Genomic DNA, 5,337 nt, shown 5'->3' with positions numbered 1-5,337 from the left:
TTGCGAGCTCCGGCCGGCGCTGCTCGGCGCGCGCCACGTACAGGATCATTTCCATGTGCAGGAGCGGCGAGCGGCCGAGCGGATCCTGCCGGCCGCGGTCCATGGCGCGCAGCGCCGCGATGAAGTCGTCGAGATCGGTGTGCCGGGCGAGCAGCTCGCGATTGCGCCGGATCGACTGGTCGACGTGATCCTCGAGCATGGCGATGATCAACTCGTCCTTGCTCTTGAAGTTCGAGTAGAACGCCCCGCGCGTGAAGCCGGCCGCCGCCGCGATCGCCTCGATGCTGGCGCCGCCGATGCCCTGTTCCTCGAACACCTGCGCCGCCGCATCGAACAATTTGTCGCGCGTGTCGTCGCGAGTCGGTCTGGTCCTCACCCTTGACATTCATGCATTTTAGTTCAGAATTCAACTCGATACAACAATGTATCGAGTTGAATGATTTTGGGATGGCACGCTGCGGGGGGCCGGGGAGGGGCCGGCGTGTTCGTTTCGAGGCGGCAATCGGTTTGAGGTCACCATGAACGAGCATGTACCGGCCGCAACGAGCGCTCCGCTCTTCAATCCGCTCTCGCCGGACTTCATCCGGGATCCTTATCCCCATTACGAGCGGCTGCGGGCCACTGATCCGATGCATCTGACGCCGTTCGGCGCCTTCCTCGCCAGCCGTCACGCCGAGGCGAGCCTCGTGCTGCGCGACAAGCGCTTCGGCAAGGACTATGTCGAGCGCACCAAGCGCCGTTACGGCCCGGAGATCATGCAGGAGCCGGTCTTCCGCAGCATGAGCCACTGGATGCTGCAGGCTGATCCGCCCGACCACACCCGCCTGCGCGGGCTGGTGGTGAAGGCCTTCACCGCCCGCCGGGTCGAGGACATGCGGCCGCGGATCCAGGAAATCGTCGACCAGACCCTGGACGCGGTGATGGACCGGGGCCACATGGACCTGATCGAGGACTTTGCCTTTCGCCTGCCGGTCACCATCATCTGCGACATGCTCGGCATCCCCGAGGAGCATCGCGATGTCTTCTACAAGAGCTCGCGCGACGGCGGCCGGCTGCTCGATCCAGTGCCGCTGACGCCCGAGGAGATCAGGCAGGGCAACGCCGCCAACCTGATGGCGCAGATGTACTTTCAGCAATTGTTCGAATTGCGCCGCAAGAATCCGGGCGACGATTTGACGACCCAGCTCGTGCAGGCCGAGGAGGACGGCAACAAGCTCACGAACGAGGAGCTGACCGCCAACATCATCCTCTTGTTCGGTGCCGGCCACGAGACCACGGTCAACCTGATCGGCAACGGCCTGCTGGCGCTGCATCGCAATCCCGATCAGTTGGCGCTGCTGAAGGCGAAGCCCGAGCTGACCGCCAACGCGGTCGAGGAATTCTTGCGTTACGATTCCTCGGTGCAGCTCACCGGACGCGTCGCGCTGGAGGTTATCGACGATCTCGGCGGCAAGCGGATTCCGAAGGGCGAGACCGTGCTGTGCCTGCTCGGCTCGGCCAACCGCGATCCGGCCGTCTATCCCGACAATCCCGACCGCCTCGACGTCACCAGGCAGAACGTCAGGCCGCTGTCCTTCGGCGGCGGCATCCACCATTGCCTCGGCGCGCAACTGGCGCGGATCGAGGCCGAGATCGCCATCGCCACGCTGCTGCGGCGGCTGCCGGACCTGCGGATCGACGACGTCGAGAATCCCGAATGGCGGCCGACCTTCGTCCTGCGCGGATTGAAGCGGCTGCCGGCGAGCTGGTGACGGGGCGGCCCGCGTTAACCTCCGCGCGCATCGGACGCTGTGACTTCGCCACACTTGCCCCTATATAAGGGGCTGTTCCGGCGCGGTTTTGCTGCGGGCTTGGCCCTGCACGGCTGACGCCGTGCCGTGCGCCGGATTGGCCGAGGGGAGACCCGTGCAGACGACGCTGCTCGGACTGGCAATTGCCTTCATCGTTGCGCTGCTCGCCGCGCTGATCGGGCCTTACTTCATCGACTGGAACCAGTTCAGGCCCCAGTTCGAGGCTGAAGCGACCCGGATCATCGGCGTGCCCGTGCGGGTCGGCGGCGAGCTCGACGCGCGGCTCTTGCCGACGCCGACGCTGCGGCTGCGCGCGGTGACCTTCGGCGGCAACAACGACCTCGGCAAGCTCAAGGCCGACAAGCTCGACGTCGAGTTCGCCCTCGGCTCGCTGATGCGCGGCGAATGGCGCGCCACCGAACTGACGGTCAACGGCATGGCCGTCGACCTCGGCCTCGACGCCAAGGGCCGGGTCGATTTGCCGTCCACCGCCAGCGGCAGCTTCAACCTCGCCTCGCTCGCCATCGAACGGCTGAACCTGACCGGCCGCGTCGCGCTGCATGACGCCGGCAGCCGCTCGACGCTGGAGCTGAACGACATCGCGTTTTCCGGCGACGTCCGTTCGCTCGCCGGCTCCGTGCGCGGCGATGGCAATGTCACCGTGTCGGGCACGCGCTATCCGTTCAAGATATCCTCCGGGCCGAGCGCCGACGGCAGCGCCACCCGCATCCATCTCACGATCGATCCCGGAGAGCGCGCGATCGCGGCCGACCTCGAGGGCGTGCTCGCCTTCGACGGCCGGGTGCCGCGCTTCGACGGCGCGATGACGCTCGCAGTGCCCCCGTCCAAGGACAAGGCCGCCGAGCCGACGCCGTGGAAGCTCGTCACGAAGCTCAAGGCCGATCCCGCCGGCGCCCGGTTCGACCAGGTCGAGGCGAGCTTTGGCGCCGAGGAGACGGCGCTGAAGGCTACCGGCGTCGCCGATCTCAAATTCGGCGCCGCGCCGCTGCTGCGCGCGGTGCTGTCGGCACGCCAGCTCGATGCCGACAAGTTCGCGGGCCGCGACAATGGCGGCGAGCCGCTGCGCATCCTGCCGGCCTTGCGCGCCGCGCTGGCTGCGATCCGGCAGACGCCGATCCCGGCGCAGATCGACTTCAGCTCCGAGCAGATCATGCTCGGCGGGCGTCCCCTACAGAACATCACGGCAGAGCTGAACACGGACGGCAAATCCTGGACCTTCCGGCGGCTCGACCTGCGCGCGCCGGGATCGACGCAGGTCGCGCTGAACGGCGCGGCGCCGGGCTCGGACCGCTTCAGCGGCCGGCTCAGCATCGAATCCTCCGATCCCGACACGCTGGCCGCCTGGCTGCAGGGCCGCAGCGAGGTCAACCGCCGCAGCAGCAAGCCGTTGCGGCTGGCCGGCGACGTCACGGTCGCGCCCAATCATCTCGCGATCGAGAGACTGAAGGCCGAGATCGACGGCGGCGCGGTTGAGGGGCGGATCGCATTCGCGCAGACCGCCGCCACCCGGGGCTCGCGCGTCGAGGCGGAGCTGAAGGCCGACCGGCTCGACATCGACGCGGCCGCGTCCTTCGTGCGCTCGCTCGCCGGGCCGCAGGGCGAATGGCCCGATGAGGCCGCGCTGTCGCTGGACGTCGGCCGGGCGATCTCGGCGGGGCAGGAGCTGCAGCCCTTCGCGGCCAAATTTGGCTACAGCCCGGCGCGGCTGTCGCTGGAGCGATTGCACTTCGCGCAGGCAAGCGGCGTGACGACGGATGCCAGCGGCGCTTTCGACCGGATCCGTGCGACCGGACGGCTGACGCTGACGTCGTCGGCCAATTCGCTTCGCGAGCTCACGGCGCTCGTCAACCCGATCGCGCCCTTCGTCGGCGCCCGGCTCGATGCGATCGAAGCCTCGCCGGGTCCGACGCGTCTCAATCTCGACCTGAGCCTGGAGCGGGCGGCCGACCAGGCCGAGCGCAGCAACGCGCGCGCGGTGCTCGCGCTCGATGCGCCGCAGCTGAAGGGCACGGCGACGCTGACCGCGCAGGCGCCGGTGGCCGCGGTCAGCGGCATCGATCTCGACAAGCTCCGCAACAGCGATTTCACGCTGGAGTCGAGCTGGTCGGCGCCGCGGGCCGGCGCGATGCTGGCGCTGCTCGGCCTCGACGGCGCGGTTGCGGCGGGCGAGGGGGCCGCGACGTTCGAAAGCAAGGTGAGCGGAGCGTGGCGGCGGCCGCTGCAGTTGAGCGCAAAACTCTCCGGCGGCGGACTGGATGCGGATGCCCAGGGCAGCGCCGAGCTGTCGGCGTCCGAGCCGAAGGCCGGCGTCAATCTGCGCGTCCGCAACGCCAACCTGGCGCCGCTGTTCGGGATCAGCCCGTCGGACAAGCCACGGACCGTCAGCCTGTCCTCGCGTGTGACGCTCGCCGGCAACAGGCTCACCTTCGACGATCTCGACTCGACCGCCTCCGGCTCGCGCCTGCGCGGCCATCTCGCGATCACGCTGGACCAGGAGAAGAGCGTGGACGGCGAGGTCGGTCTCGACACGCTCGATGTCGCGCCAGCCCTCGCAGTCGCCATCGGCGCCGCGGGTCACGGTGCAGGCGAGCCGCTCACCTCGGGGCTGCTCGGCGGCTGGCGCGGCCAGGTTGCCTTCCAGGCGTTGCGTGGCGTGCTGCCGGGCGGCCTCGAGTTGCGCCCGTTCAGCGGCACGATCAGGAACGACGGCCAGGCGCTGACGCTCGACGCGCTCAAGGGCGGCATCGGCGGCGGCGAGATGACCGCGAGCATCGACGCACGGACCGGCGCCAGCGGCCTGTCCATGAACGCGCACCTCCAGCTCGCCAATGTCGATGCGGCGGCGCTGCGCTATCGCAATCTCGCGATGTCCAAGGGCCGCGTGTCGGCGCAGATGGCGCTGTCGAGCCAGGGCCGCAGCGTCGCCGCGCTGACCGGCGCGCTCGCGGGCAACGGCACCGTGACGCTGGACTCCGCGGAGATCGCGGGCCTCAACCCGCGCGCCTTCGAGGTCGCGATCCGCGCCAGCGACGGCGGGCAGGTGACGGACGATGCGCGGCTGCGGCAGCTCGTCGAGCCGGCGCTGGCGGGCGGGCCGCTCGCGATCGGCTCGGCGCAGATCCCGTTCACGATCCGCGACGGCCGCCTGCGCGTCGGCGCGACCACGCTGGAAGCAAGGAACGCCCGCGCCATCGTCTCGGGCGGCTATGACATCCCGGCCGATCAGGCCGACATCCGCGCGAGCCTGACCCCGCTGATGGTCGGCCTCTCCGGCAGCCCGCCGGAAATCCAGATTTTTGCGGCCGGCACGCCCGACCAGCTCAGCCGCACCATCGATCTCACGCCGCTGTCGTCGTGGCTTGCGGTCCGTACCATCGATCGCGAGACGCGGCGGCTGGACGCGATCGAGCGCGGCGAGCCGCCGCCGGCGACCGCGGCGCTGCCGACGCTGGTGTCGCCCGAGCCCGCCCCCGAGCAGCCGCTCACCGACGTGCCGCTGCCGGGCCGCGATCCCCGCCGCGCGCCG

Annotated in this window: 3 protein-coding genes; 2 read left to right on the top strand and 1 reads right to left on the bottom strand. The window is 69.7% G+C overall.

What is annotated here, in order from left to right; all coding sequences use genetic code 11:
- The coding region (locus KGM94_RS23060; protein WP_300264447.1) for a TetR/AcrR family transcriptional regulator at positions 1-385 on the bottom strand (385 nt) is incomplete at its 3' end.
- Positions 386-518: 133 nt separating this feature from the next.
- Between KGM94_RS23060 and KGM94_RS23055 the strand changes: the two genes are divergently transcribed.
- Together KGM94_RS23055 and KGM94_RS23050 are read left to right on the top strand one after the other, a co-directional pair.
- Complete coding sequence (locus KGM94_RS23055) at positions 519-1,751, top strand: cytochrome P450 (RefSeq protein WP_300264446.1); 1,233 nt, start codon at positions 519-521, stop codon at positions 1,749-1,751.
- Between the two features lie 154 nt (positions 1,752-1,905).
- On the top strand, positions 1,906-5,337 hold a 3,432-nt coding region (locus KGM94_RS23050; protein WP_300264444.1), incomplete at its 3' end, for an AsmA-like C-terminal region-containing protein.

The sequence above is a fragment of the Bradyrhizobium sp. genome (assembly GCF_028868675.1).
Lineage (GTDB): Bacteria > Pseudomonadota > Alphaproteobacteria > Rhizobiales > Xanthobacteraceae > Bradyrhizobium.
This window is presented reverse-complemented; position numbering and strand designations above follow the sequence as displayed.